This is a genomic window from Winogradskyella sp. (assembly GCF_045105575.1).
Classification (GTDB): domain Bacteria; phylum Bacteroidota; class Bacteroidia; order Flavobacteriales; family Flavobacteriaceae; genus Winogradskyella.
On the sequence record NZ_JBGCDQ010000031.1, the window covers coordinates 69,061 to 95,507 of the forward strand.

At 34.7% G+C, this 26,447-nt stretch carries 23 protein-coding genes; 13 read left to right on the forward strand and 10 right to left on the reverse strand.

The window, feature by feature from the left end:
* Positions 1-41 precede the first annotated feature (41 nt).
* Positions 42-944: an oxygen-dependent coproporphyrinogen oxidase gene (hemF, locus tag AB8B52_RS08410; protein ID WP_406027126.1), complete on the forward strand. Its 903-nt coding sequence runs from the start codon at positions 42-44 to the stop codon at positions 942-944.
* Here hemF and AB8B52_RS08415 read toward each other — a convergent pair whose 3' ends face one another.
* Complete coding sequence (locus AB8B52_RS08415) at positions 945-3,581, reverse strand: DEAD/DEAH box helicase family protein (RefSeq protein ID WP_406027082.1); 2,637 nt, start codon at positions 3,579-3,581, stop codon at positions 945-947. It lies immediately after the preceding gene.
* A 111-nt stretch (positions 3,582-3,692) separates the two neighbouring features.
* On the opposite strand from AB8B52_RS08415, the gene hemB reads away from it, so the two are divergent.
* Genes hemB through AB8B52_RS08445 form a run of 6 tightly spaced genes read left to right on the forward strand, consistent with a single transcriptional unit; the run spans position 3,693 to position 8,690 of the window.
* Entirely contained in the window at positions 3,693-4,682 is a 990-nt protein-coding gene (gene hemB, locus AB8B52_RS08420) for a porphobilinogen synthase (protein WP_406027083.1), read from the forward strand.
* 29 nt (positions 4,683-4,711) lie between these two features.
* Positions 4,712-5,830: a CNNM domain-containing protein gene (locus tag AB8B52_RS08425; protein ID WP_406027085.1), complete on the forward strand. Its 1,119-nt coding sequence runs from the start codon at positions 4,712-4,714 to the stop codon at positions 5,828-5,830.
* The gene (locus AB8B52_RS08430) at positions 5,830-6,303 is read left to right on the forward strand and encodes a methylated-DNA--[protein]-cysteine S-methyltransferase (RefSeq protein ID WP_406027087.1); all 474 of its coding nucleotides are present in this window, start codon (positions 5,830-5,832) and stop codon (positions 6,301-6,303) included. Before AB8B52_RS08425 ends, AB8B52_RS08430 begins: the two co-directional genes overlap by 1 nt.
* 5 nt (positions 6,304-6,308) lie before the next feature.
* Positions 6,309-6,830, forward strand: coding sequence for a PaaI family thioesterase (locus AB8B52_RS08435; RefSeq protein WP_406027089.1), 522 nt, complete (start codon positions 6,309-6,311; stop codon positions 6,828-6,830).
* Positions 6,831-6,840: 10 nt separating this feature from the next.
* A complete protein-coding gene (locus AB8B52_RS08440) occupies positions 6,841-7,980 on the forward strand; it encodes a serine hydrolase domain-containing protein (RefSeq protein ID WP_406027091.1) in 1,140 nt (379 codons plus the stop codon).
* Positions 7,977-8,690 carry a 3'-5' exonuclease gene (locus AB8B52_RS08445; RefSeq protein WP_406027093.1) on the forward strand — a complete coding sequence of 238 codons (714 nt, stop codon included), beginning with the start codon at positions 7,977-7,979 and terminating at the stop codon, positions 8,688-8,690. Before AB8B52_RS08440 ends, AB8B52_RS08445 begins: the two co-directional genes overlap by 4 nt.
* Before the next feature lie 54 nt (positions 8,691-8,744).
* Here AB8B52_RS08445 and AB8B52_RS08450 read toward each other — a convergent pair whose 3' ends face one another.
* Positions 8,745-11,048: a M43 family zinc metalloprotease gene (locus AB8B52_RS08450; RefSeq protein ID WP_406027095.1), complete on the reverse strand. Its 2,304-nt coding sequence runs from the start codon at positions 11,046-11,048 to the stop codon at positions 8,745-8,747.
* Positions 11,049-11,215: 167 nt separating this feature from the next.
* Here AB8B52_RS08450 and AB8B52_RS08455 point away from each other — a divergent pair, with 167 nt between their 5' ends.
* On the forward strand, positions 11,216-12,907 hold the full coding sequence (locus tag AB8B52_RS08455; RefSeq protein WP_406027097.1) for an ABC transporter ATP-binding protein: 1,692 nt from the start codon (positions 11,216-11,218) through the stop codon (positions 12,905-12,907).
* Here the strand turns inward: AB8B52_RS08455 and AB8B52_RS08460 are convergent.
* From AB8B52_RS08460 to AB8B52_RS08490, 7 genes are all read right to left on the reverse strand, one after another.
* Complete coding sequence (locus AB8B52_RS08460) at positions 12,902-13,027, reverse strand: hypothetical protein (protein ID WP_406027099.1); 126 nt, start codon at positions 13,025-13,027, stop codon at positions 12,902-12,904. The genes AB8B52_RS08455 and AB8B52_RS08460 overlap by 6 nt on opposite strands.
* A gap of 245 nt (positions 13,028-13,272) precedes the next feature.
* Positions 13,273-13,926 carry a 3-oxoacid CoA-transferase subunit B gene (locus tag AB8B52_RS08465; RefSeq protein WP_406027101.1) on the reverse strand — a complete coding sequence of 218 codons (654 nt, stop codon included), beginning with the start codon at positions 13,924-13,926 and terminating at the stop codon, positions 13,273-13,275.
* 219 nt (positions 13,927-14,145) lie between these two features.
* A complete protein-coding gene (locus AB8B52_RS08470; RefSeq protein WP_406027103.1) occupies positions 14,146-14,847 on the reverse strand; it encodes a CoA transferase subunit A in 702 nt (233 codons plus the stop codon).
* A 101-nt stretch (positions 14,848-14,948) separates the two neighbouring features.
* Complete coding sequence (locus tag AB8B52_RS08475) at positions 14,949-17,306, reverse strand: penicillin-binding protein 1A (RefSeq protein ID WP_406027105.1); 2,358 nt, start codon at positions 17,304-17,306, stop codon at positions 14,949-14,951.
* A 5-nt stretch (positions 17,307-17,311) separates the two neighbouring features.
* Positions 17,312-17,815, reverse strand: a complete 504-nt coding sequence (locus AB8B52_RS08480) for a gliding motility lipoprotein GldH (RefSeq protein ID WP_406027106.1) — start codon at positions 17,813-17,815, stop codon at positions 17,312-17,314.
* A complete protein-coding gene (locus AB8B52_RS08485; protein ID WP_406027108.1) occupies positions 17,799-19,040 on the reverse strand; it encodes a stage 0 sporulation family protein in 1,242 nt (413 codons plus the stop codon). The genes AB8B52_RS08480 and AB8B52_RS08485 overlap by 17 nt, the downstream gene beginning before the upstream one ends.
* A 149-nt stretch (positions 19,041-19,189) precedes the next feature.
* On the reverse strand, positions 19,190-20,257 hold the full coding sequence (locus tag AB8B52_RS08490; RefSeq protein WP_406027110.1) for a rhodanese-related sulfurtransferase: 1,068 nt from the start codon (positions 20,255-20,257) through the stop codon (positions 19,190-19,192).
* A 700-nt stretch (positions 20,258-20,957) separates the two neighbouring features.
* Between AB8B52_RS08490 and recA the strand changes: the two genes are divergently transcribed.
* The 4 genes from recA to AB8B52_RS08510 all read left to right on the forward strand — a co-directional run bounded on the left by recA (position 20,958) and on the right by AB8B52_RS08510 (position 24,684).
* Entirely contained in the window at positions 20,958-21,962 is a 1,005-nt protein-coding gene (gene recA, locus AB8B52_RS08495) for a recombinase RecA (protein WP_406027111.1), read from the forward strand.
* Positions 21,963-22,065: 103 nt separating this feature from the next.
* Positions 22,066-22,482 (forward strand): hypothetical protein, encoded by a 417-nt coding sequence (locus AB8B52_RS08500; RefSeq protein ID WP_406027112.1) that lies wholly within the window; start codon positions 22,066-22,068, stop codon positions 22,480-22,482.
* A 55-nt stretch (positions 22,483-22,537) separates the two neighbouring features.
* Positions 22,538-23,083, forward strand: a complete 546-nt coding sequence (locus AB8B52_RS08505; protein WP_406027114.1) for an RNA polymerase sigma factor — start codon at positions 22,538-22,540, stop codon at positions 23,081-23,083.
* The gene (locus AB8B52_RS08510) at positions 23,083-24,684 is read left to right on the forward strand and encodes a hypothetical protein (RefSeq protein WP_406027116.1); all 1,602 of its coding nucleotides are present in this window, start codon (positions 23,083-23,085) and stop codon (positions 24,682-24,684) included. The genes AB8B52_RS08505 and AB8B52_RS08510 overlap by 1 nt, the downstream gene beginning before the upstream one ends.
* Before the next feature lie 48 nt (positions 24,685-24,732).
* Here AB8B52_RS08510 and AB8B52_RS08515 read toward each other — a convergent pair whose 3' ends face one another.
* Positions 24,733-25,497 carry a lysophospholipid acyltransferase family protein gene (locus AB8B52_RS08515; protein ID WP_406027118.1) on the reverse strand — a complete coding sequence of 255 codons (765 nt, stop codon included), beginning with the start codon at positions 25,495-25,497 and terminating at the stop codon, positions 24,733-24,735.
* 129 nt (positions 25,498-25,626) lie between these two features.
* Here AB8B52_RS08515 and trpS point away from each other — a divergent pair.
* Positions 25,627-26,447: tryptophan--tRNA ligase (gene trpS / locus AB8B52_RS08520; protein ID WP_406027120.1), on the forward strand; the 821-nt coding region annotated here is incomplete at its 3' end.

The window sequence follows — 26,447 nt, forward strand, 5'->3', positions numbered from 1 at the left end:
ATTTAAGACCTGCTAGGTTTGAAAAACCTGCTAGGTCTTCCATGAAAAACAAATTCTTCAACTACATAAACCAATTACAAGATACCATCACTTCTAAATTAGAAGAAATCGATGGCAAAGCCAAATTCGAAGAAGACATTTGGAAACGTCCGGAAGGTGGAGGTGGCAGAACACGAGTCATAGAAAACGGAGCTGTCTTTGAAAAAGGTGGAGTCAATATTTCTGGTGTGCATGGAAAATTGCCAGACAGTATGCAGAAATACTTTGGTGTTGAAGATGCTGATTTTTTTGCTTGTGGATTAAGTCTCGTTTTACATCCAAAAAATCCAATGGTACCAACCGTACATGCCAATTGGCGCTATTTTGAAATGTATGACAAAGACGGAACTATTGTAGATCAGTGGTTTGGTGGAGGACAAGATTTAACGCCATATTATCTGTTTGATGACGATGCAATTCACTTTCACAACACCTGCAAAACAGCCTGCGACAAGCATCATCCAGAATTCTACCCAAAATACAAAGCACGATGCGACGAATACTTTCATAACGCACACAGAAATGAAGGTCGTGGTTTAGGCGGTTTATTTTTTGATTATTGTAAAGCATCAGATGGGATGACTATGCAAAACTGGTACGATTTTGTCACCGAAGTTGGCAACAGTTTCCTTGAAGCTTATGTGCCAATTGTTGAAAAACGAAAAGCTTTACTCTACACTAAAGACCAACGTAAATGGCAAGAAATACGAAGAGGACGTTATGTGGAATTTAATCTTGTACACGATAAAGGCACTTTGTTTGGACTGAAAACCAATGGACGCATCGAAAGTATTTTAATGAGTTTACCTCCACATGTGCAATGGGTTTATGACCACCATCCTGAAGTTGGTAGTGAAGAAGAACGCTTAATTGAGGTATTGCAAAATCCTAAAGATTGGGTTTAACTAATTCCAAGCAATAACCTCTTTAGATACTTTTTTGAACGCATTATAAACATGAAATAATTTGGCTTTTAGAAGTAGTTTTCGCCCTTCAACTTGTCTAGTAAATACCAATTTATTTCTGCCCATATATAGTTTCCAGTACTTCTGATACACGAGCGCATTTTCCTTTTTGTCACCAAAGATGTCAGGTACAGCATAGAAATTTTCAACATTAAGTTGTTTTCTAAAGAAGCTTGTTTTAATAATAAGGTAGCGTGGCGAATCAATAGGTTCTAAAAGTTCCGTTAGCGCTTTAGAAAATACGGCAATTTCATAGGTATTTGCGCCAACTAAATTGCAAACCACATCACCTTTGTTAAGACGTTCTGCAACGACCTCAACACTATTAAAATCAGTACTTAAAAATTTTAAATGGTGCATGGTATATAATATAGCAGAGCCCATTTTTTCAATCTTTTTATAGAGGTAGCCGTAGCGCAAATACAGCGTCACTGCTTGGTATAACTTATATCCAAACCGAATGATGAAAGCACCCATAAACGCATAAATTAGGTACACAAAACCACGATTCAAAGCTAAATTTATAGCTTCTAAAATAAACTCAAAGTAAAATAATAAAATGGCTGTTGATAGCTCTGCAATAAAAAAACGAACCACATCAAAATAGTAAATTTGCTTTTGTTTCTGATACGGTTGATCACCTTGTTGCAATAATTTTACTTGTTTGGTTAATTTGGTGCCGCTTCCGATAGAGGTGGTCCAACGTTCTGTAATTATTGGTCGTTTGCTTGCTGCTTTTAGTGTTTCGTTATTTAAATTTTCGAGCATTTCTATTGGGAATTCCTCAGGAAAATTCAATCTATCAAATCCATTCGAAATAAACGGAATCTTCGTATTTGTAACACCTACAAATGCTTCAAACCGTCGTTTTAAAATATCTATTTCGCGTCCACCATCCGTATCGGTTGGGTCAATACAAGCCAAATGCCAGATGTTTGCCGTTTTGTTAGGTTGGTCTTCATCTTTTCTAATCGCTCTGCCTCGCATTTGGTTAGAAGACACAAACGAACCTACAAAAGACGCTAATATTAAACTATTAATTGAAGGTGCATCCCAACCTTCGCCCAACAAGGATTTGGTGCCTACTAAAACTTTAATAGTGCCGTTTTCAAAAAGGGCAGTCATGATACTTACAATCGATTTTTTAGATTTGCCTTTGACACTTATTTGTAAAAACGACGGGTCTGTTTCTAAAGGTGTAAACGTAAAATTCTCTAAAGAAGCTATGGCACTAAAAGCCTCTAAAATAGATTTATGTACAATAACCAAACTTCCAGTAAGGACAGCTAGTTCCGCATTAAGATGGCATCGACTTCTTATATATTGAAAAATCGGAATCACACCAATTTTAGTGATATGTTCTAAATTTTCAGAGCTTCTGTTTAAAAATTCTTTTCGGATATAGTCTGTTAACACTACGCAGTTTAAATTATCACCCAAAATCTGTTTTTCGGCCTTGATAATTTCTACAATACTATTTAACTTGCTTGGACTATAAGCTAACGATTTGTAAAGTAATTGCTCACCTGTAAAGTTGACGCGTTGTCTTTCAAAAACATTAAGACGTCTTAGTTTCTTTTCGAGCGTTGAGAGGTAATCTTCAGAAGCGATCAGGATTTCTCGGTCAGTAACCAACAAATTTTGAAGTAAAATTTCTAACCATTCTAATTCTAACTTCGGAAAAGTAATCGCTTCCTTTTTACTAAATCCTAAAATTTCTAGCTTGGTGTCTTCAATGCTAATTCCGCAAGCATTCAAAAAAACTAATATGGATGAAAAATAAGAAGTGTTTGTATAAATGGTCTCTAATTCTTGCTCTGGATGCTTATAAAACCGATGATTTTTCAGAAATTGAATAAAAACGGCATCTTTTAATAGCCCGTCTTTAAAATCAGCAATTTTTCGTCTATAGTCTACGATAAAATTAATTTCTAAATCGTTGGGTTTAGAAAAATAGACATAATCTTGGTGTGGTGCTAAATCGTTTTCTTTTACCAAATCTGGTATGGCAATTTCGTCATCAACCTCACCACAAAGTGTAAAATATTTAGTGATTTCAGATTTGGTGCTGTCGTAAGGTGGTGTTGCAGTCAGTGCCACTACAAAAAACGAATTATTATTTTTTAGTGCGATAAGGCATTGCCACCATGCATTTTTTAAATGGTGTGCTTCGTCTAAAACAACAACTTCAATATTGTGTTTTTCAAAGAATTTAAAATAATCTTCTTTGTCTTCAAACGATTTGTAAAGTGCATGAAGTGACTGATATGTGGAAAACGTAACATCGCTTGGTGCTTTTATATCAAACGAATAATTCTTAAAATTTTCTGTTGCTGTAAAAAACGTTTGTAACCTATTTTCCCATTGATTTCTTATGGTTAAAGTTGGTGCCAAAACCAGTGTTTTTTTACCAATGCGACGCATAATTTCAATTCCTAAAATGGTTTTACCAGATCCAGGAGGCGCAATAACATGAAAGTGATCGTCAGCAATATGACAGTCAAAACGCTTTAAAAGTTGATCTTGATAGCTTCGCCAAGGAAATTTGAAATCTAAAACACTTAGAGATTCTAGCAATAGAAAATGGGTTTTAATAGTTAACTTTGTGATTGATAAAAATAATCATATTTAGTAGATACCAAGACCTTTCCGGTTTTGAAAACCTCAAAGGTCTCAAAATAAAAATTTATGTTTCCAATTAGAAGAAATAGAAGACTAAGAACCAATAAAGCCATTAGAAGTTTGGTGCGTAAAACCAGCATTTCACCTAACGATTTTTTAGTACCACTTTTCATCGTAGAAGGCAAAGGCATAAAAGAAGAGATTGCATCGATGCCTAATTATTACCGTTTTAGTTTAGACTTACTCAAAGCTGAAGTAAAATTACTTTGGAGCTTAGGTTTAAAGTCCGTTTTACTTTTTGTTAAGGTTGAAGATGCGCTAAAAGACAATAAAGGCACAGAAGCTTTAAACCCAAATGGCTTAATGCAACGCGCTATTAAAACGGTAAAAGCCGTTTGCCCTGACATGTTGGTAATGACAGATGTGGCTTTAGATCCGTTTTCTGCTTATGGTCACGATGGTATTGTTGAAGGCGGAAAAATCATAAACGATGCTACTGTTGAAGTTTTAGCCGAAATGAGCATTTCTCATGCCGAAGCTGGAGCCAATTTTGTAGCACCAAGTGATATGATGGATGGCCGTATTTTAGGTATAAGAGAAGCTTTAGACCAATCTAATTTTATAGATACAGGTATTATGAGCTATTCGGCTAAATATGCCTCTGCATTTTATGGCCCTTTTAGAGATGCTTTAGATTCTGCTCCTGTGGATATGGCAGATGTGCCTAAAGACAAGAAAACGTACCAAATGGACTTTGCAAACAGAGACGAAGCCATTAGAGAAACCGAAATGGATATTAATGAAGGTGCAGATATCGTTATGGTAAAACCTGGACTTTGTTATTTAGATATTGTACGTGATATAAAAAACACTTTTGATGTACCCATTGCAGTATATCAGGTTTCAGGTGAGTATGCCATGCTTAAAGCTGCTGCAGAGAAAGGATGGCTAGACCATGATGCTGTAATGCTAGAACAAATAACCGCTATTAAGCGCGCAGGTGCTGATGTTATTGCGAGTTATTTTGCTAAGGATGTGGTGAAATTAATTTCGTAACTTCGCACTAACTAAACTTCAATACATCAATGGGCTTACTCATTTTTTACGCTGTTATTTCCATCTTCTTTTCATTTTTATGTTCTATTCTAGAAGCTGTGCTGCTAAGTATTACACCAACGTTTCTCAATCTTAAAAAGAAAGAAGGCAAAGCTTATGCTGTTGAATTAGAAGAATTAAAAAAGGATGTGGATCGTCCTTTAATTGCCATACTTACCTTAAATACTATTGCACATACTGTCGGAGCTATCCTAGTGGGTGTACAAGCTAAAGTCGCTTATGTTGAGAGTTATGGTAGCGTTGAACAAAGTTTCTTAGGTATTAAATTCACCGAAGATCTTATGGTTGCTATTGTATCTACATTAATGACGATTCTTATTTTAGTCGCTTCAGAAATTATACCAAAAACAATCGGAGCTACCTTTTGGAGACAATTAGCAAATTTTACAACCAAGGCTTTAAATGTTCTTATATTTCCTCTGAAATGGACAGGTATTCTGTGGTTACTTCAACTTACCACAAAATTAATTGGTGGTAAAGGTCACGGCAGTGTTTTAAGTCGAGAAGGCTTTGTAGCCATGACAGAAATTGCTCACGAAGAAGGAGTCTTTGAAGAAAGTGAAAGTAAAGTGATTAAAAACTTACTGAACTTTAAAACTGTGCAAGCCAAGGATGTCATGACACCACGTACCGTTGTAAAAACTGAAAATGAAAACACTACGGTTGAAGCCTTTTTTAAAGCCAACTCTAATATTAGATTTTCAAGAATTCCTGTCTTTACAAATGATTCCGATAATATTACTGGTTTAGTCTTAAAGGCCGAAGTTTTTAAAGAAATGGCCCTTGGTAACGGTTCTAAATTATTGTCAGAAATTAAAAGAAGTATCATTATTGTAGATCGTAATTTACCAATACCAACATTGTTTGAGCAATTAGTAGAAAGCAGAAATCACTTAGCCTTAGTCGTTGATGAATATGGATCTGTGAGTGGCTTAGTCACCATGGAAGATGTGATTGAAACACTACTAGGACTAGAAATTATGGATGAAAGTGATAACGTCTCAGATTTACAAATGATGGCACGAAAAAGTTGGGAAACTAGAGCCAAACGTTTAGGTATTATTGACAACGATAAGCCTGAAGGTTAATGCATACCTGCACTATTGAAACACCATTAGGTATTGCTAAAATTACAGGTGATAATGATGGTATTTCCTCAGTATCAATAGCAAATGCAGAAGAAAATATATCCACAACCATTCCGGAACCTTTGTTAGATTGTGTCATTCAACTAAAAGCTTATTTTAACGAAAAACTCAAAACTTTCGACTTAAAATTAAATCCTGAAGGTACCTCGTTTCAAAAAAAGGTTTGGAAACAATTAGGAACGATTCCTTTTGGTAAAACCATTTCATATTTACAACTCGCCAAGCAATTAGGTGACTCAAAAGTAATAAGAGCCGCAGCAAGTGCTAATGGTAAAAATCCGCTCTGGATTATCATTCCGTGTCATCGTGTTATTGGAAGTGATGGCAGTTTAACGGGTTATGCTGGTGGTTTACACAGAAAGCAATGGTTACTTAACCACGAAAGTGAATACAAACAACAGTCTTTATTTTAAGTACTATGTACAAAATTGCAACCGAATTTCTAAAGCGCTTCTTCAAAGCATCTACCATTTATAAATATGGTTTCAATTGGTCGCCAATGTACAAACGCACCACGGCCAAACTTATTGAAGTTAGTGACGATTTACACTATGTAAAAATCAGAATAAAACTGAATTGGAAAAACCGTAATTATGCTGGTTCTTTATTTGGCGGTAGCATGTTAGCAGCTACAGATCCTATTTATATGATTCAGCTCATTCAGATACTTGGCGAGGATTATGTGGTTTGGGACAAAGCTGTTGAAGCACGTTATAAAAAACCAGCCAAGTCTACTATTTATGGCGAATTTATTTTTACTTCAGAAGATATTAAACAGATAAAGCAATTGGTTTCAACACAAAAAGAAACGGACTTTATTAAAACGATGTCGCTCGTAGACCAAAACCAAAATATAATTGCTACTTTTAATAAGACACTTTATATTGCAGATAAGTCGTTTTATAAGCAAAAACTTAAAAGACGTAAAACAAATAATTAATCTTAGTTCGATGAAATTTATTAAAAAAACACTTAAATATCTTATTGGAATCATTGGCTTACTGATTATTACGTCTTATATTTTTGATTACGACTACATTTTAAAAGGCATACGTGTGGTTTATTTTACCGGACACGTCACAGCTTTTATTGATGACTATCCTTATTTTGAAAATGATACCATTAAAAAAGGAAACACTACAGACAAATGGCCTTTGCATAAAAACTATAACAAAACGAATGCGACCAGCACACTAACCAACATTAACAACGAACTAGGTACAGTCGCCTATTTAATCATTAAAAATGATAGTATCTACTATGAATGGTATGCTGAGGATTATTCAAAAAGCTCTAAAACCAATTCATTTTCAATGGCAAAAAGTATTACCACATCATTACTTGGTAAGGCCATAATGGACGGTTATATTAAAAATTTAGACCAACCCGTTAGTGATTTTTATAAAGAATTTGAAGGCTCAGGAACCACTATTGGTGATTTGTCCTCAATGGCTTCGGGTTTAGATTGGGTAGAATCTTATACAAGTCCCTTCTCAATTACAGCAAGAGCCAATTATGATGACGACTTAGCTGAAACCATTTTAAATCAAAAAGTGATAAAAAGACCAGGTGAAGCATTTGAGTATTTAAGTGGAAGCACACAGTTATTAGGCATGGTTATTCAAAAAGCGAGTAATAAGCCACTAGCCAATTATCTTTCTCAAAGTTTTTGGCAACCTTTAGGCACCTCAGAAAATGCCTTATGGCAATTAGATGATGATGAAAATAGACTAGCAAAAGCATTTTGTTGTATTTCTAGTAATGCTAGAGACTTCTCTAGATTCGGAAAATTATATAAAGATCACGGCCGTTGGAATGGTAAACAAATTTTAGATTCTACCTTCGTCGCTAAAGCCACAACCTCAAGATTTGAAGGCGAACCATATGGCTATGGCTTTTGGATTAGCGATTACCAAGGCAAACACATCTTTGCAATGCGCGGTATTTTAGGGCAATATGTAATTTCAATTCCAGAGGATAATCTTATTATTACAAGATTAGGACATCATAGAAGTAAGACGACTATCAACTCATTTCCATCAGATTTTTATATCTTTATTGATGAAGCTTATGAAATGTTAAAACAATGATTAGCAAACTCAACCTAGAAAATATTCTATTCTTAGACATAGAAACTGTTCCTGAAACGGAAAATTTCTCTGACTTAGATGCTACCAAACAAGACCTTTGGGATGCAAAATCGCACTACCAACGCAAGGAAGAATTTACGGCAGAAGAATTTTACGACAGAGCAGGTATTTGGGCAGAATTCGGTAAAATTATCTGTATTTCAGTTGGGTATTTTAAAATGGAAGGTGAATCTCGGACGTTTAGAGTCTCCTCATTTTATGGTGATGAAATTAAACTTTTAAAAGAATTTAAAAACTTACTGATTTCACATTTTAGCGCTAACAAACATTTACTCTGCGCACATAATGGTAAGGAATTTGATTTTCCGTACATCGCAAGACGCATGATTATCCATAACATAGAATTACCATATAAACTGAATCTCTTCGGTAAAAAGCCATGGGAAGTGCCACATCTCGATACTTTAGAACTCTGGAAATTTGGCGACTATAAAACCTACACCTCGTTAAAGTTACTCACCAATGTTTTAGGAATTCCTTCACCAAAAGATGATATTGATGGAAGCGAAGTTTATCGTGTCTATTACAAGGAAAAAGAAATAGATCGGATTATTGTCTATTGTGAAAAAGACACCATTGCTGTGGCTCAGATTTTTCTAAGATTACGTGGAGATGAATTACTTCATGATAATGAAATAAAACACGTATAAAAAAAGTCCTGATTTTCATCAGGACTTTTTAAATATTACATTAAACAGTTAAGGTTATTGTTTAATGAATTTTTTGGTCATCACTTCATCTCCGTCATTAACCTCAATAAAGTACATGCCAGCTTTTAAGCTAGAAACATTGATTTCTTTAATAGAGTCTCCCTGCAATACTGTGCGACCTAACATACTAATAATCCTGTACGACGCTTTTGCATTTTCAGAAAGTTTCACATGCAGGATATCTCCTTTAACTGGGTTAGGATAGATTACAAATTCTTCCTCAGAATCAAAACCATCATCAGTATCAACAGCTCTAATGATTTCTATAGAGTCTGCTTTAATTCTTGCACCAGCACCAATACCTGTTATTGTGACCTGATCGATATAAACTTGATCATTATTTGCTGAAGCATCACACTGAAATCTAAATTGTGAATTTGTGGCAAAATTATACTGTGATACATTTAATGACACAGTTGCTGTATAGAAAGTGCCATTATTAAAGTTTGTTCCTCTAGCGTAAGTGGCTACTGTAGTCCATGACGATCCGTTATAATAACGCACCCAGAAATCTTCTCCATTTTCCATACTGTTGGCATAGAAATAAAATTCTACTTCAACTTGACTAAAGCTTCTTAAATCAAAAGCAGGTGATGTCATGGACGATGCTGTACCAGAATTATCTCTTAATCTAATTGAAAAATTACCTTCGTAAGAGCGCGCCCCTGAATAACGGAAACTATCGCTTCCGCCATCAGCCCAGCCATCCCAGCCAGTTTCAAAATAACCTTCGTTTAATACTGTAAATCCACCTGTAGAACATGGTGTGCAAGACGAGCCACCACAATCAATACCTGTTTCATCTCCATTCTGAATACCATCGGTACAAGTTGGAGGTGCTGTACAAGGTGCACAAGATGAACCTCCACAGTCAACTCCTGTTTCTTCTCCATTTTGGATACCATCTGTGCAAGTCGGTGCTGTTGTTCCTAAGCAGAAGTTATTGGCTTCAGAACTTGTAAACGAACCACCAGAAGCTAAACTTCCTGAAGCATCAGTAACCGAGTATGATCCATTACCATAAGCACAGCAAATACCATCTCCATAAACATCAGTAATAGTAAATGTATAACAACCGTTTGGTAAACATAAATCTTCTGTTACAGTAGAACCATCTGCATTAGCTGTTGAATACGATCCCGAAGCTACGGTTTGGTTGCTACTATTTGTCAATACCCAAGCTGTTTCCTCTGGGTAATTATCGAATGTAATAGATACATTAACTAAATTATCGCTGCAACCTGTTTGACAAGGTGTGCACGAAGAACCACCGCAATCTACACCTGTTTCATCTCCATTTTGAACACCATCAGTACATGTTGATGTCGTTCCACCTCCACCACACTTATCGGATAAAGCTAAACTTCTTCTAAATCCTCCTGACGCTAAAACAGCACGCATTCTATCTGCTTGTCCCTGAGTAAATAAGTTCATACAAGAGTCATCTGTATAATCCATATAGTTTTGTACCATATCTGTACTGCCACAAGATACTTTTCCAATAGGGCAGCCACCATTCGATGTTTGGTGTGTCGGTGTATCACTTACTAAATCATTACCGCAGTTAGCATCACCCCAGATATGTCTTAAATTTAAAAAATGGCCAACCTCGTGAGTAGTCGTTCTTCCACCATCAAAAGGTGCAGAAACATTTCCTACACGGCCAAAATAATTATAGGCCATTACAACACCATCAGTAGCAGCACTGCCACCAGGAAATTGTGCATATCCCAAAATTGTACGTCCACCACTTGTCATTCTTGGCACAATCCACATATTTAAATATTGACTTGTATCCCATGGATCTACACCACCTTGAGAAGATCTTTTCATATCATCAGATGTGCCCCAGTCTTGTCGTGTTGTAGATTTTCTTGTTATACCACTGGTAACATTTCCATTAGGATCTACACTAGCCATACAAAACTGAATTTGTGAATCTGCAGCTTGAGACCAAATATTGTCTGCATCAGGATTTGTTCTTCTAAAATCTTCATTTAACACATCCATTTGGGATTGTATTTGTGCTACACTAATATTTTCGGTGCTATTTCTATATAAAACATGCACCACAACAGGAATAGTAATAATATCACCGCTGATACTCTTACCCTCCATTTGCTGTAATTTAGCTTGTGTGAATGCTTCAATATCATTCATTCTCTTTTGCAAACCTGGATCTAATTGTTTTCTGTACTCTAAGTTCTCCATTGCAGAGCATTCTCTTTGCTGTGCATACATCATTGTGAATCCTAAAAGTAGAAAACTCATAAATGTTAGTGTAATTCTGTTTTTCATGTAAATTGTTTAATTAGTTCTTGAATTTTTTAGTGTTTCTGCCTTGAAAGTATTAAAATTTTGTTAAAACAAAGATTTAAATAAAAGGTTTTTAACCAAATACATGACCTTTTGTTTCGATTACGGTTTTACCACAACACTATTGAAGAAAATAACTACATTTACTTATGGCAAAAGAAAAGTTACTTACAGTTGAAGCCTTAAATATTTCCTTCTTTAAAAAACAAATAGAAAAGGAAATAATAAAACATATTTCTTTTGAAACCTACAAAAATGAAATCGTAGCTGTGGTTGGCGAGTCTGGTTCTGGAAAATCCATTTCTTCATTGGCTTTAATGGGATTATTGCCAAAACAGATTTCTAAAATTACATCTGGTTCTATTCAATTTGAAGATAGAAATTTGGTTGGTTTATCTGAAAAAGAATTCCAAGCCATCAGAGGAAAAGAGATTGCCATGATATTTCAAGAACCAATGAGTTCTTTAAATCCATCAATGCGCTGTGGGAAACAAGTTGAAGAAATCTTAAAACAGCATTTTAAGTTATCAACTTCAGAAATAAAAACAGAAGTTTTAAGTCTCTTCGGAAAGGTTAAATTACCCAATCCAGAACGTATTTTTAAAGCCTATCCGCATGAAATTTCGGGCGGCCAAAAACAACGGGTTATGATTGCCATGGCCATTGCCTGTAAACCAAAATTACTAATTGCAGATGAGCCAACAACAGCTTTAGATGTTACAGTCCAGAAAGAGATTTTAGAGCTGTTGAAAGACATTCAAACCGAAACAAAAATGAGTATTTTGTTTATTTCACACGATTTGTCTTTGGTTTCCGAATTGGCAGATCGCGTTTTAGTGATGTATCAAGGCGAAATTGTAGAGCAAGGCACAACTCACGAAATATTTAATTCGCCAAAACACAATTATACAAAAGCACTAATTTCGGCAAGACCTTCAACTGATTTTCGTTTAAAACAATTACCAACTATTTCTGATTTTATGGCAGATAATGTGAATAAATCCATTATTTCTGACACTGATAGGAGAGAGCATCATAAAAAATTATATGCGCAAGCACCATTATTAGAAGTTATTGATTTAGAAAAGACATACTTTTCAAAAACAGGTTGGTTTTCTAAAAATCAACCTTTTAATGCCGTTGATGGCGTCAGTTTTAAAGTGTTTCCTGGTGAGACTTTAGGATTGGTTGGCGAATCTGGTTGCGGCAAATCTACTTTAGGAAATGCGATTTTACAATTAGATAAAGCCACTTCCGGACAAATCTTATATAAAGGAAAGGCTATTATTAATTTAAGCAGTTCCGAAATGCGAACGCTACGAAAAGATATTCAAATTATTTTTCAAGATCCTTTTGCCTCCTTAAATCCACGTTTAACAGTTGGAAATGCCATTATAGAACCTATGAAGGTGCATCATATTGGCACTTCAAATAAAGAACGAAAAGAAAAAGTCATCTCTATTTTAGAAAAAGTTGGATTAGATGCCTCAGCTTTTGATAGGTATCCACATGAATTTTCTGGTGGACAACGACAACGTGTTGGTATTGCGAGAACCATTGCATTAGAACCGCAACTTATTGTTTGTGATGAGTCTGTCTCAGCATTAGATATTTCTGTTCAGGCACAGGTGCTAAACTTACTGAATGATTTAAAAGTACAATTTGGATTCACCTATATCTTTATTTCACACGATTTGGCGGTTGTAAAATATATGGCAGATCAATTACTGGTAATGAATTATGGAAAAATTGAAGAAATTGGAGATGCAGACACCATTTATGCATCACCAAAGCAGGCTTACACAAAAAAGTTAATTCATGCTATACCCAAAGGGTTATAGCATGAATACTCTTTTGGCTAATTTGAAAACATTTGTGACTAACTCAAAGGTGTTTTCTAAAACTGAAGATTGCTCTTCATCATTTAAAGTAGGTTCTGGTAGATTTGGGTTCGTTTTCATAAGCTTTAATAATCTTGGTAGATTTGAAACAAAAAAGGCTAATTACATTGATGGCTAATCTCGTTAATTAATTTCGTTTTGTTTGGGACTGCAATATGAAACATATTTTTAATTAATCAGCTTAAATACGTTATAAATCGATGAAATACATTTAATTTTAACATTTTAGGGTTTTAGTGACGATTTTACGCACAAAAAAACCACTAAATTTTAGTGGTTCAAATTTCATAATGTACTGCTAAATACTACAATATCATTTCAGGAATATCACCTTCAATAATCAATGCTCCTTCTGTGGCCTTCTTAATATCATCAACAGAGACGCCTGGAGCACGCTCTAAAAGTTTAAAACCTTTTGGTGTCACCTCTATAACTGCCATGTTTGTAACAATTTTCTTTACACAAGCTACTCCTGTTAGTGGTAATGAACAGTTTTTCAACAACTTAGATTCTCCTGCTCTATTGGTATGCATCATCGCAACGATAATATTTTCTGCACTTGCTACTAAATCCATAGCGCCTCCCATGCCTTTTACCATTTTTCCTGGGATTTTCCAATTGGCGATATCACCACTTTCAGATACTTCCATAGCTCCAAGAATCGTTAAATCCACGTGTTGACCACGGATCATTGCAAAACTCGTTGCCGAATCAAAAAATGAAGCTCCTGGTAAAGTGGTTATGGTTTGTTTGCCTGCGTTAATAATGTCTGCATCTTCATCACCTTCAAAAGGAAATGGACCCATGCCCAAAACACCGTTTTCACTTTGAAACTCTACTTCTATATCTTCTCTCACGTAATTGGCAACTAATGTCGGTATACCGATACCAAGATTGACATAATAGCCATCTTGTACTTCTTTTGCAATGCGTTTTGCGATTCCGTTTTTATCTAACATTCTATATCGTTAAAAAGTTATGAGTGCCTAAAGTAATTAGAGTTTTGGGCACTTGTATGTTCATTAATATTTCTTTGTCTATTATATACTTCAAGTTAAAAAGTGCCTAAAGTATTTAAAGTTAGGGCAAATTCGAACTGTTTTTTATAAGAGTTGAGTCTATTACTTTATTGCAAGTCTGAGGAATACAACTCTTGATACTCTAAGTACTTAAAACGTTTAACTTCTTTTCCTTACAGTACGTTGTTCAATTCTTTTTTCGTAAGTCTCACCTTGAAGAATACGTTGCACAAATATGCCTGGCATATGAATTTGATTAGGGTCTAATTCGCCAACTGGTACTAATTCTTCAACCTCAGCAACCGTAATTTTAGCTGCACCACACATATTAGGATTAAAGTTTCTAGCTGTTCCTTTAAAGACTAAATTTCCAGCAGCATCACCTTTCCATGCTTTAATAAATCCGAAATCAGCATCAAAAGCATGTTCTAAAACATACATTTTACCATTAAATTCTCTGGTTTCTTTTCCTTCAGCTACTTCAGTGCCATAACCAGCAGGTGTATAAAATGCCGGAAAGCCAGCCTGTGCCGCTCTAGCGCGTTCTGCTAAGGTGCCTTGTGGAATTAATTCGACATCTAATTCGCCAGAAAGCATCTGACGCTCAAATTCATCATTTTCACCTACATAAGACGAAATCATTTTTTTGATCTGCTTTTGGTGCAGTAAAAGTCCCAACCCAAAATCATCTACTCCTGCGTTATTAGAAATACAGGTTAAGCCTTTTACTTTTCGTTTTACCAATTCAGCAATGGCATTCTCTGGAATACCAGATAAACCAAAACCACCGAACATAAAGGTCATATTATCAGAAACACCATCTAGTGCTTCGGTAATATTTGCCACTTTTTTATTTATCATATATGGAAAATTTAGCTTTATAAAAATACAAAACTAAGATTAGAATACCTATTAAACTAGAACTGAAATAAGCGCTGTTAACGTAATAGCTTTAACACTATTTAGAAATCAAATGCGTCGATATCTTCAAGGTCTTCATCTGGACCCAAATCACCTTCACCATGCACTTCACAATCAATATTGATATTTAAATTTGAAGGTTTTTCGAACTTTCTTTTAGAAACCTCTAGAGTTTCATCTTCGTAACACGCTTTCATATACAATCCCCAAATTGGTAATGCCACAGAAGCACCTTGACCATAAGTAATAGATCTAAAATGCACAGCTCTATCCTCTGCACCAACCCAAACACCTGTTACTAAGTTGGGCACCATACCCATAAACCAGCCGTCACTTTGGTTTTGTGTTGTTCCTGTTTTACCAGCAATTGGATTATCTAATTCATATGGATAACCTGTCATGATTTCTCTGTACATACCATTATACTTGTCAACACCTTTAGATCTTAAGCGTCCGCCTGAAGAACCTGCCTGCGTCACACCTTCCATTAAATTTACAGTGACAAAAGCCACTTCTTCACTGAGCACATCTTTACTTTCTGGTGCAAATTGATAAAGTATTGTTCCGTTTTTATCCTCAATGCGTGTTACCATTACAGGTTTGTTATACACTCCTTTATTTGCAAAAGTAGAATAGGCAGCCACCATCTCATACACACTAATATCTGCAGTACCCAAGCCTATAGCTGGTACTGGTAAAATTTCTGAAGTAATGCCTAATTTTTTTGCCATTTCTACTACAGGCTGTGGACCAATTTCGTTCATTAAGCGTGCTGTAACCGTATTGGTAGAACTTGCCAACGCATCTTTAAGGGTTTGTTTGCCTGAATATTTACCATCAGAATTTTTCGTCGTCCATGGTTCTGGATTTCCAAATTTATTGGCTTCAATGGTTATTTGTGTTCTAGGAAACGAATCGCAAGGCGAATATTGCAATTGATCTATCGCTGTGGCATACACAAAAGGTTTAAATGTAGAACCGACTTGGCGTTTGCCTTGTTTTACCATATCGTATTGAAAATGCTTGTAGTTCATACCACCAACCCACGCCTTTACATGGCCTGTTTGTGGATCCATAGACATCATTCCTGGACGTAAAAACGATTTGTAATAACGCATAGAGTCAATAGGTTTCATAATGGTATCGACTTCGCTAGCTTTACCATTAACCCATTTAAAAACACGCATTTGTGTTGGTTTTTCAAAAGATGCTCTGATTTCTTTATCTGATTTTCCTTGTTTTTTTAGTATTCGCCAACGCTCGCCACGCTTCATACCATTCTCCATTAAGTTTTTTATTTCAGATGCGCTTAATTCTAAAAATGGTGCTGTTTTATTTCGTTTTGGTGTATTTTGATTGTCAAACTCAGCTTGTAGTCTTGGCATATGTAATGCAACAGCATTTTCAGCATGCTTCTGCATACGTGAGTCTATTGTTGTAAAAACCTTTAAGCCATCACTGTTAATATTGTATTTAGAACCATCTGGCTTTCTATTCTTTTTATCATTGGTCCAATCTTTCATGAACGCTCGTAAATATTCTCTAAAATAGGTTGCTGTACCTTCTTTATGATTTTCTGGTGAAAAATTTAAATCGAGTTCTGTTTTCTGCAGTGAATCTTTTGTTTCTTGAGAGATATATTCATATTTAGCCATTTGAGCTAAAACAACATTACGTCTATTTCTAACACCAACAGGGTTTCTTGAAGGAATAGGATTATATAAGGAAGAATTCTTAAACATACCAACCAACATAGCAGATTCCTTTATATCTAACTCATTTGGTTCTTTTCCGAAATAAATTCGGGATGCAGAACGAATACCATCACCATTATTTCCAAAATCATAGATATTGAAATACATCGCAATAATTTCTTCCTTAGTGTATTGACGCTCTAAACGTGTTGCAATAACCCATTCTTTTATTTTCTGAGTTAATCTGCTTATTGTACTTGTAGAAGCAACACCAACAAATAACTGACGTGCTACTTGTTGAGAAATTGTACTCGCACCACCTTTACTTCCTAAGTTAACGATAGCCCTAAGTGTACCTCTAGCATCGATACCTGAATGCTCAAAATGACGCACATCTTCTGTCGCAATTAAAGCATCTACTAAGTTTTTCGATAAATCTTCAAAGCCCACAGGTGTTCTATTATCGTTAAAATAGAATTTACCTAATGTTTTATCGTCTGATGAAATAATTTCAGTTGCCTGATTTGTTTCTGGATTTTCTAGTCTTGTGTAATCTGGCATTTCACCTAAAAATCCCCAAGACGCAAATAAAAACAAGAGTATAATAGCTAAGATACCACCTAAAAATACCATCCAAAACCAACGTACGTATTTTGAAAAATCTAAAGTTGCAGGTTTAGATTTTGTTGTTTTATTTTTTGCCATGTTTACTACTTTTTAGCCTGTTCTACTCTAAAACCAATGTCTGTTATGCCTTGTAAATTTTCAACTCCATTAACATCTCCATTGTTTCGCATGGCATGTTGAATATGTACGGTGTACTCACCATCTTCGTGAAATTTAAAAGCATCCTTGTAACCTCTAAACCACAACTTATTTTCTTTTAAATCTGAAAAGCCAGTACCAAGAAGCTCTCCATTTGGTGCCGCCATTTTATACTCTAACGTATCTTTTACCACTTTACCATTGGGATAATTTAATTCTACAATTAAAAATAAATTACTGAATTTATACGCATTTGTATTTCTTAGATTGACATACAGATTGTAGTTTTTTGTAGTATCTGGAGCTTTAAAATTAAAACTAGAGATAGAATCTTTATGCCATTGATTGGGTACTGAGGTGTACTGATCAAACACCGCATCTGAGTCGCAATTGGTAAACAAAACACAACTGACTACTATAAGAAATAACGCACTAGTCTTTCTTAGCATTTGTGTTGGTTTTAGCTTTTGGTTTTTGATTACGGTTTCGATTTTGAGACTTATTTTTATTGGTATTATTGCTATTTCTATTCTTGTTGTTTCTGTTGTTCTTATTGTTTTTACGTTTCTTATGGCCTTTTGGACTATCGAAACGCGTTAAACTATCTTGACCTACAACGTTCTCAAATTCAGTTTTAGTGTCTTGGATGTGCTCTACAGCATACTCTTCGAGACTTGCTACTTTTTCTTTTTTCTTGTTTTTTTCAATGATTTCGCGCGCTTGATCGGTTGTAATAATGTGCCAATTCATCCATTCGCCTTCGTAAGCGTACCACATTAAGCCTTTAAAAATATCGGTTTTTTGGCACACTGCATTTCCTTTTTCGGTGTACAGTTTTGTATCTGACTTTGGAAACGCTTTTAAAGCATCTAAATACGAATCGAGTTCATAGTTAAGACAACATTTTAACTTACCACATTGGCCAGCTAATTTTAAAGGATTTAAAGATAATTGCTGATAGCGAGCCGCAGAAGTACTCACGGATCTAAAATCAGTTAACCATGTAGAACAACATAATTCTCTGCCACAAGAACCAATACCACCAAGTCTTGCTGCTTCTTGCCTAAAGCCAACTTGTTTCATTTCAATACGCGTTCTAAACTCACGTGCAAAGACTTTAATCAATTCTCTAAAATCGACGCGTTCTTCTGCTGTATAATAAAAGGTAGCTTTACTGCCATCTCCTTGAAATTCAATGTCCGAAATTTTCATTTTCAGCTTCAAGTCAATCGCAAATTGGCGCGCTCTCACCTTCATAGGTTCTTCCTTATCTCTGGCGGCAGACCAAATATCAATATCTTTCTGAGAGGCTTTTCGGTATATTTTTAATACATTTTCAGCGTCTTCAAGATTCACCTTTTTACGCTTCATTTGTACCTTTACTAGTTCTCCAGTAAGTGTAACCATTCCGATATCGTGACCAGACTTTGCTTGTGTTGCCACAATATCTCCGATGCTTAAAGTAAGATTTTCTGTATTTTTATAATAATGTTTTCTTCCGTTTTTAAAACGGACCTCAACACCAATAAAGCGTTCTTGTCCGTTAGGAAGCGACATGTTAGCTAACCAATCAAAAACAGTGAGTTTATTGCAGCTATCTGTGCCACAAGTACCATTGTTTTTGCATCCTTTTGGTTGGCCATCGTCTCCAGTTGCGCAACTGTTACAAGCCATAAGAATTTTATATATTAAAACTAAACTTTAAAATTGCTTTGAAAATCTAGATATAGGATTCGTAAATAATTAATTGAGTAAAGATAAAATTATTTATGGACTTCTTAAAGTATAGTTGTAATAGAACCCATTTTAAAATAATGTTTCAACTATTTTGATTCTAAGTTTTCAAAAATATTGCGCAAATCCTTTTTATAAGGCAAATGATCTGCACGTCCTTTTTTAAAGATATCGTTACTATTACCTTGTCCTTTTCGCAGTTCTTTTTGCTCTTCAAAAGGCAAACGATTTATTTCCATACAGTTGGTAGAACAACAATTTTCCATTTTTTCTTTACACGTTTCGCACTGAATAAATAGCAAATGGCAAGCTTCATTGGCACAGTTGGTGTGCAAGTCTGCTGGATTTCCGCATTGGTGGCAATTGGCAATGACATCATCAGAAATACGCTCGGATCGTCTTTGATCGAACACAAAATTTTTACCAATAAACTTATTTTCTAGGCCTTCGGCTTCAATTTGACGCACGTAATTTATGATGCCACCTTCGAGCTGAAATACGTTTTTAAATCCTTTATGTTTGTAATAGGCACTGGCTTTTTCGCATCTAATGCCTCCTGTACAATACATAACTAGTTTTTTATCTTCTTTATGCGCTTTTAAATCGTCTTCAATTAAATCGAGAGATTCTCTAAACGTGTCCACATCTGGCGTTACTGCATTTTTAAAATGACCTATTTCACTTTCGTAATGGTTACGCATATCTACTAAAACCGTATTTGGATCTTCAATAAGTTCATTGAATTTTTCGGCATCAACATGAATACCTTTGTTGGTAACATCAAACGACGTATCGTTTAATCCATCTGCTACAATTTTATCGCGCACTTTCACCTTAAGCTTCAAAAAAGCAAAATTATTGTGCTCAATAGCAATATTCAATCTTACATTTTCTAAGGTTGAAATGGTATCCAAATGGTTTTTAAAAGGCTCAAAATTTTCTGCTGGTATAGAAAGTTGCGCGTTAATCCCTTCATTAGCCACGTAAATTCTACCCAAGACGTCTAATTGATCCCAAGCAAGAAAAAGGTGATTTCTAAAAATTTCGGTATTGTTAATTTTAGCGTACTTGTAGAAAGAGATGGTTAAGCGTTCTTTTCCGGCTTGTTCAATAAGCGCGGCTCTTTCTTTGGCACTTAAGTTATTGTACAGTTGCATGCTATACTAATTTTAAGGTTAAAGATGGTTTAATTATAAAGCTGTTATGGTTTTGCTTTTAAAAGCATTAAAATAACATCTGGCACAACTTTGCTAAAGCTTCATTGTACGAGAACAAAGGTATAATTTTTAGGGAAAGGCAAAATAGAAACCATAAAAAAAGCACTTTGACCATATCAAAGTGCTTTATAAATTAACTTACTAACCTTAATCAACTTAACAAGTTAATCTACACCGGCTTCACAATTGCTGAGGGATAAACGGCAACTGAAACACCTAATGCTTTACTCAATTTAAATATTTAAAAGGGTATTTCAAATTTTAAACATTTTCATAGCAATTTTTTCCTTTTTCATATAGTAGATGCAAAAAGTGTAAAATGGTTGCGTCATAAACTGAAAAAAGATTTAAGACCGCTTTGCTTTTATAGCTAAGAATCAAGACTGAATTAGAATAAAGTGACAAAAACCCATAGAATTAAGCCCTAATAAATTTTTAAATCACTTTAAAGTATCTCTAAAAAGTATCTTGTTTTTTTAAAAAAATTAAAGAAACTAAACTATTTTTAATTGAACATTATTTTGTAAAATAATCAAAATTAGCCGTATTTTTGAAGACAGATTAATTAAGAATTTCGTCTTAAATTTTATTTTACTTCAAAATTAAAAACTAACAGAAATTCAAAGAAAAAAAGAACATAATGAGTAGCGAAAAAGATGCAAAATTAAAAGCTTTAAAGTTAACTTTAGACAAGTTAGATAAAGCTTATGGAAAAGGGACCGTAATGAAAATGAGCGATCAAGCGATTGTAGATGTCGATGCTATTTCATCTGGTTCTTTAGGTTTAGATATCGCCTTAGGCGTAGGTGGTTATCCAAGAGGAAGGGTTATTGAAATATATGGTCCGGAATCTTCTGGTAAAACAACTTTGACGCTTCATGCTATTGCTGAAGCTCAAAAAGCTGGAGGTATTGCGGCATTTATTGATGCAGAGCATGCCTTTGATCGTTTTTATGCTGAAAACTTAAACGTAGATATTGATAATTTAATTATTTCTCAACCAGATAATGGAGAACAAGCTCTAGAAATTGCAGATAATTTAATTAGATCTGGTGCTATTGATATCGTTGTTATTGATTCTGTTGCAGCGTTAACACCTAAAAGTGAAATTGAAGGTGAAATGGGAGATTCTAAAATGGGCTTACATGCACGTTTAATGTCTCAAGCGTTAAGAAAATTAACCGCTTCTATTAGTAAAACCAATTGTACGGTTATTTTTATTAACCAATTACGTGAAAAAATTGGTGTCATGTTCGGAAATCCTGAAACCACTACAGGTGGTAATGCTTTAAAGTTCTACGCTTCTGTACGTTTAGATATTAGACGTTCTACACAAATTAAAGATAGTGATAGTAATGTTATGGGTAATAAAACCCGAGTTAAAGTGGTGAAGAACAAAGTAGCTCCACCATTTAGATTAGCAGAATTTGACATTATGTATGGTGCTGGTATTTCTAAAGTTGGTGAAATTTTAGATTTGGCCGTAGAACACGAAATCGTTAAAAAAGCAGGATCTTGGTTTAGTTATGGAGACACCAAACTAGGACAAGGACGAGACGCAGTGAAAATGATAATTAAAGATAATCCAGATCTCATGGACGAGTTAGAAGCTAAGGTAAGAGACCTGATTAACGACTCTAAATAAAAGCTTTAAAAAATCCTGAAAAAAAATTCAGGATTTTTTTTGGTTTTAGACGCAACCCTTTTACACTTTTTACATCTATAGAATGAAATTGACAATGAATACCATGAAAAAACAGTTTTTTTTAGTCTTTATATTATGTTTAATATTTAGCTCTTGTAATATTGATGACGACACTAATGTCATTTTAGGCACTGAAATTTTACCTATTGAGAGTGTAGAAATGCCTGAATCTTTTGTCTTAAATGAGACTTATGAAATTCATATTACCTACAATAGACCCTCTAATTGTTATCAGTTTTATGATTTTTATTATGAAATCAATCAAAATGAACGGACTGTAGGCATTATTAATACCGTTTATGACAATCCTTCATGTATTGAAGAGGAAGAATCTGTCACTGTAACACTCAATTTTAGAGTGGTTAGTACAGAAACGTATCTCTTTAAATTTTACCAAGGACAAGACGAGGAAGGTGAAGATTTGTACTACTTAGTTGAAGTGCCTGTGGTAGATGGGTAATAGATTTAAAACATAGAACATAGAACGTTAATTATTAATTAATTCCGACACTCATGTGAGTTTAGATGAGCTCATAAAAAAATGTATTAATCAAGATGCTGAAGCTCAAAGCCAATTATACAAGCAGTATGCAAGTAAATTATTTTCGCTTTGTCTTAAGTACTCTAAAAATTATGCGGAAGCAGAAGATAATCTGCATGATGCGTTTATAACTGTATTTAGTAAAATAAAGCAGTATAATAACAAAGGTTCTTTTGAAGGTTGGCTAAAACGTATTGCAATAAACACATCATTGCAACGCTATAGGGAAGATGTCGGAGTTTATGACATTATTAATGAAGGTAATATTGAAGATGTTTCTGTAGCTATTAATGATGACGATGTAAGTCTTGATTTTTTATTAAAAATCATTCAAGAATTACCAGACCGATATCGCTTAGTATTTAATCTGTATGTTTTAGATGGTTACTCTCATGTTGAAATTAGTGAGTTAATCAATATTTCAACAGGCACCTCAAAATCTAACTTAGCGCGAGCAAGAATGATTTTAAAAGATAAAATAGAATGTTATAATGCGACGTTAAACTCGCACTCTATATAATGAACGATAAAAAAAACATAGACAGACTTTTTCAAGAAAAGTTTAAAGATTTTGAAACAGCGCCTTCGGATGCTGTTTGGAATCGTATTCAAGAAAGTCTACCTAAGAAAAAGAAAAAACGCAGAGTGATTCCGCTTTGGTGGCAAATTGGTGGTGTTGCAGCCGCAATTGCACTATTGCTTACGGTTGGTGTTTCTGTTTTTAATGCTGACGAAACGAATTCTGAAACATTTCCTATTGTAAATACCGACACTAGCGACGATGCATTTAAAGGTACAAATCCTAAATCTGAAAATAATAACACGACACCTTCTTCTGATAAAAATCAAAACATAAACCATAGCATCGCAGATGACCAAACAGAAGTAGTAGATTCAGAATTAAAAACAACTGTTGATGACATAGAAAATTCTACATCTAATAAAAAACAGCCTTCCAATCAATTAGTAGTACCAAATCATTCGAAACAAAAACCGAATACTTTAGTTACTACTTCTAACAAAGTGCGTAAAAATAATACGTCTCAGAAACCAAAGCATGTAATCACAGTTTTAGATAACGAGAAAAAAGCTAGAATTGCAACTGAGACAAATACATCTAACACTACTTTAAATTCAGACACTGACAAGAAAACACAACTCAAATCTGAAACAGAACGAAAATCAGTTCTGGAAAAAAGTATTGAACAACATAAAACGGCTGTCGCTGAAAACTCGTCCTCAAAAAATATTGATACCGAAACGGTTGCTTCTGATGAGAATAAAACAGATAACTCTAAAGAGGAAACCTCAATTATTGAAGACCCAAAGCAACCGTCCATAGAAGATGCTATTGCAGCAGCAAATAATATTATAAATGAAGAAGAAAAAGAAGATGAACAAGGCAGGTGGAGCATTGCACCCAATGTTGCGCCTGTTTATTTTAGTTCGTTAGGTCAAGGATCTTCTTTAGATCAGCAATTTAACGACAATACTAAAAGTGCTGATATTAATATGAGTTATGGTATTTCTGGTAGTTATGCTATTTCTAAAAAATTAAAAGTACGTGCTGGTATTAATCGTGTAAACCTTAATCAAAATACGGCAGATGTATTTGCCTTTTCAGGTGCTGAAACGGCTGCTAGAGGTGTAAGTGCAGCGTTTAGTAACATCTCATTTAAAGGAGGAGAACAACACGTATCACTTATGAATTCTAATTTGATGAATCGCTCTTCCGTACCTGAACTATTTAACACAAAAATAGCAGGAACGATTGATCAACAATTTGGGTTTATTGAAGTGCCACTAGAATTAGAATATAAGGTTATCGATAAGAAGTTTGGAGTTAATGTTATTGGTGGGTTTAGCACCTTTATTTTAAATGAAAATGAAATCTATGCTGATGTTAATGGCAGCTCAACTTTAATTGGTGAAGCCAACAATATTAATGACACTAGTTTTAGTGCCAATTTTGGTTTAGGTGTGGATTACAACCTTTCAAAACAATGGAATATCAATCTTGAGCCAACGTTCAAGTATCAAATAAATACATTCAATAATACAACAGGTGATTTTAGACCTTTCTTTATTGGTGTTTATACAGGATTAAGTTATAAGTTTTAGGTTAATTTTAGGTTAGGTTATTGCAATACAAAAGCGATGATGACAAAGCTACTCCTGGTTAGGGTAGCTTTTTTTTGCATTTAAGTCTTGGTGTAATTCCTCATAAATAAGTCTTCGTGCATTTTCATTTAAGGACTTGGTCTCCTTAATCGATAACCCTTCGGTAGGTAAGAATTTATGAATCTTAGCTCTCATTTTCCCAGGACTACCGCTAAAAAAGGTATAAGAAAACCGTTTTTTGTTATCATAAAACGTAATAGGTACCACAGGGATTTGGTGATTAATTGCCAAACGAAAAGCTCCATCTTTAAAAGTATCTAAAATAACATGCTCTTCTGGAACGCCTCCTTCAGGAAAAATGCAAATACTGGCTCCTTGTTTTAATCGTTGTTGTGCTCTTAAAAAAACCGCTTGTCGGCTTTTAGCACTGCTTCTATCTACTAAAATACAGGTGCGTTTATAAAAGAATCCAAATAGTGGAATTTTTGCTAATTCTTGTTTGCCAACAAAAACAAATGGATTTTTTACGGCAACTAACATGAGCATAATATCTGCCATAGACGTATGGTTGGCTACAAACATGTAACTTTTATTAGGATCTGGTACTTGATTGTGCGTAATCTTATAACCAAAACCCATACCTATTAATATGAACTTAGACCAAATGCGCGCCATCTTAAAAAAATAAGGATACCATTGCTCTCTAGAAATTGAAATAATCAACAACGGAAACATAATTATAATAGGAATGGCTACTAAAATGTAGAACCAAATGCGATATAAAAGCCAAAATGGATATTTTATCATTGCCATAGCATCAAAACTAGTTAATTAAAATAAGAACTCATTTAAACTTTTTCTATTTGCTAAAAAAATTACCTTTGTTTTTTATTTTGATTGACGTTTAATTTAATAAGATTCCTGCTTTCGCAGGACGTAAGCATGGCAAGAATACTCACAGGCATACAAAGTACAGGCACACCACATTTAGGCAATATATTAGGCGCCATTTTACCAGCAATAGCAATGGCAAATGATGCTAAGAACGAATCGTTTCTATTTATTGCCGACTTACATTCACTCACACAAATAAAAGATGCTGAAGTTTTACGAAGTAACACGTATTCTACAGCTGCCACATGGCTAGCTTTTGGACTAGATATTGACAAAACTGTATTCTACAGACAAAGCGATGTACCACAAGTGACAGAATTATCTTGGTATTTAAACTGTTTCTTTCCATTTAAACGTTTAGAATTAGCACACAGTTTTAAAGATAAAGCCGACCGTTTAGATGATGTTAATGGTGGCTTATTTACCTACCCAATGCTCATGGCTGCGGATATTTTATTGTATGATGCTGAAGTTATTCCGGTTGGAAAAGACCAAGAGCAACATATAGAAATGACACGCGATGTTGCGGCTCGTTTTCATGCTAAAATGGGAGGTGAGACTTTTGTATTGCCAAAAGCAGATATACAAAAAGACATCATGTTGATTCCTGGTACAGATGGAGCTAAAATGAGTAAAAGTAAAGGCAATATTATTGATATCTTTTTACCAGAAAAGAAATTACGTAAACAAATAATGTCTATTGCAACTGATAGTACTCCGCTTGAAGAACCAAAAGACTGGTCAACTTGTAACTGTTTTGCTTTGTATAGTTTATTAGCTTCAAGTGCTCAAATTGCTGAAATGAAAGCCAATTACGAAAATGGCAATTATGGCTATGGACATGCTAAACAAGCATTATACGAATTGAT

Excerpts from the sequence above, each read along its gene's own strand:
- hemF (WP_406027126.1), top strand. The coding sequence starts at position 42 with ATGAAAAACAAATTCTTCAACTACATAAACCAATTACAAGATACCATC.
- hemB (WP_406027083.1), top strand. The coding sequence starts at position 3,693 with ATGTTTCCAATTAGAAGAAATAGAAGACTAAGAACCAATAAAGCCATT.
- AB8B52_RS08425 (WP_406027085.1), top strand. The coding sequence starts at position 4,712 with ATGGGCTTACTCATTTTTTACGCTGTTATTTCCATCTTCTTTTCATTT.
- AB8B52_RS08430 (WP_406027087.1), top strand. The coding sequence starts at position 5,830 with ATGCATACCTGCACTATTGAAACACCATTAGGTATTGCTAAAATTACA.
- AB8B52_RS08435 (WP_406027089.1), top strand. The coding sequence starts at position 6,309 with ATGTACAAAATTGCAACCGAATTTCTAAAGCGCTTCTTCAAAGCATCT.
- AB8B52_RS08440 (WP_406027091.1), top strand. The coding sequence starts at position 6,841 with ATGAAATTTATTAAAAAAACACTTAAATATCTTATTGGAATCATTGGC.
- AB8B52_RS08445 (WP_406027093.1), top strand. The coding sequence starts at position 7,977 with ATGATTAGCAAACTCAACCTAGAAAATATTCTATTCTTAGACATAGAA.
- AB8B52_RS08450 (WP_406027095.1), bottom strand. The coding sequence starts at position 11,048 with ATGAAAAACAGAATTACACTAACATTTATGAGTTTTCTACTTTTAGGA.
- AB8B52_RS08455 (WP_406027097.1), top strand. The coding sequence starts at position 11,216 with ATGGCAAAAGAAAAGTTACTTACAGTTGAAGCCTTAAATATTTCCTTC.
- AB8B52_RS08460 (WP_406027099.1), bottom strand. The coding sequence starts at position 13,027 with ATGAAAACGAACCCAAATCTACCAGAACCTACTTTAAATGATGAAGAG.
- AB8B52_RS08465 (WP_406027101.1), bottom strand. The coding sequence starts at position 13,926 with ATGTTAGATAAAAACGGAATCGCAAAACGCATTGCAAAAGAAGTACAA.
- AB8B52_RS08470 (WP_406027103.1), bottom strand. The coding sequence starts at position 14,847 with ATGATAAATAAAAAAGTGGCAAATATTACCGAAGCACTAGATGGTGTT.
- AB8B52_RS08475 (WP_406027105.1), bottom strand. The coding sequence starts at position 17,306 with ATGGCAAAAAATAAAACAACAAAATCTAAACCTGCAACTTTAGATTTT.
- AB8B52_RS08480 (WP_406027106.1), bottom strand. The coding sequence starts at position 17,815 with ATGCTAAGAAAGACTAGTGCGTTATTTCTTATAGTAGTCAGTTGTGTT.
- AB8B52_RS08485 (WP_406027108.1), bottom strand. The coding sequence starts at position 19,040 with ATGGCTTGTAACAGTTGCGCAACTGGAGACGATGGCCAACCAAAAGGA.
- AB8B52_RS08490 (WP_406027110.1), bottom strand. The coding sequence starts at position 20,257 with ATGCAACTGTACAATAACTTAAGTGCCAAAGAAAGAGCCGCGCTTATT.
- recA (WP_406027111.1), top strand. The coding sequence starts at position 20,958 with ATGAGTAGCGAAAAAGATGCAAAATTAAAAGCTTTAAAGTTAACTTTA.
- AB8B52_RS08500 (WP_406027112.1), top strand. The coding sequence starts at position 22,066 with ATGAAAAAACAGTTTTTTTTAGTCTTTATATTATGTTTAATATTTAGC.
- AB8B52_RS08510 (WP_406027116.1), top strand. The coding sequence starts at position 23,083 with ATGAACGATAAAAAAAACATAGACAGACTTTTTCAAGAAAAGTTTAAA.
- AB8B52_RS08515 (WP_406027118.1), bottom strand. The coding sequence starts at position 25,497 with ATGGCAATGATAAAATATCCATTTTGGCTTTTATATCGCATTTGGTTC.